This window comes from Kingella denitrificans ATCC 33394, assembly GCF_000190695.1.
Lineage (GTDB): Bacteria > Pseudomonadota > Gammaproteobacteria > Burkholderiales > Neisseriaceae > Kingella_A > Kingella_A denitrificans.
The window spans coordinates 1-735 of record NZ_GL870935.1 but is presented as its reverse complement, the minus strand read 5'-3'; the positions used below and the strand labels follow the sequence as shown (position 1 = coordinate 735).

Genomic DNA, 735 nt, shown 5'->3' with positions numbered 1-735 from the left:
CTTTGGTTACCTTGGCCATCCAACTCTTGTTTCACGGTCAAACCGTCACCGGCTTTCAGTGTCAGGGTGCTGCCGGGTTTGGCAGTAGTGGCAGTAGAAGTACCTACTACATTGCCGCCGGCGTTGATGTTGAAGCCGCTGTTGTTGATGGCATTGGCAATGTCACCCGCTGTGGCCAGTTTATTGGCATCAGCACCGGTTGGCGTAATTACCTTGCCAGCGGGATTGCCGCCAGTACCATCGCCTACGTTCAGCGTAGTGGTATCAGCTGCTACCGTGTAAGTCGTGCTGCCGGTAGTTGCATCCACGTTCGGGGTAACGCTAATACCGTTGCCGGCAGCTACCTTGCTGGTAGCGGCAGCCTGCGCTGCTTTCAGCTGGTCCTCAGTCGCACCGCGTCCGCTGGTGATGTTGTTCGGATCCCACGTTTTGTTGGTCAGTCCGGTTACGGTACCGGCATTGCCGTCGATCTTAACCGGGTTGCCGCCGGTGGCCGGGCCTACGGTGATGCTGTCGGCCAGTTTGAAGCCCACTTGGTTGTCGGTTACGGTGGTGACGATGTTGCTGTCACCTTTGTAGGTAACGGTCTCAGTCAGCTTGACAGTATCGGTAGTCGTGCCGTCACTGATCTTGAAGCCGTTTTCTTTCAGGTCGTGCAGCTGGCCGCCGTTGATGGCTTCTTTGCTGCCTGCAGCAATGTTGCCGTCCGCTACGTTACCCAAAGTCACTGGGCTA

Annotated in this window: 1 pseudogene; it reads right to left on the bottom strand. The window is 56.6% G+C overall.

Annotation, left to right across the window (positions count from 1 at the left end):
• A pseudogene (locus HMPREF9098_RS11075) lies at positions 1-735 on the bottom strand (hypothetical protein); the annotation flags it as partial.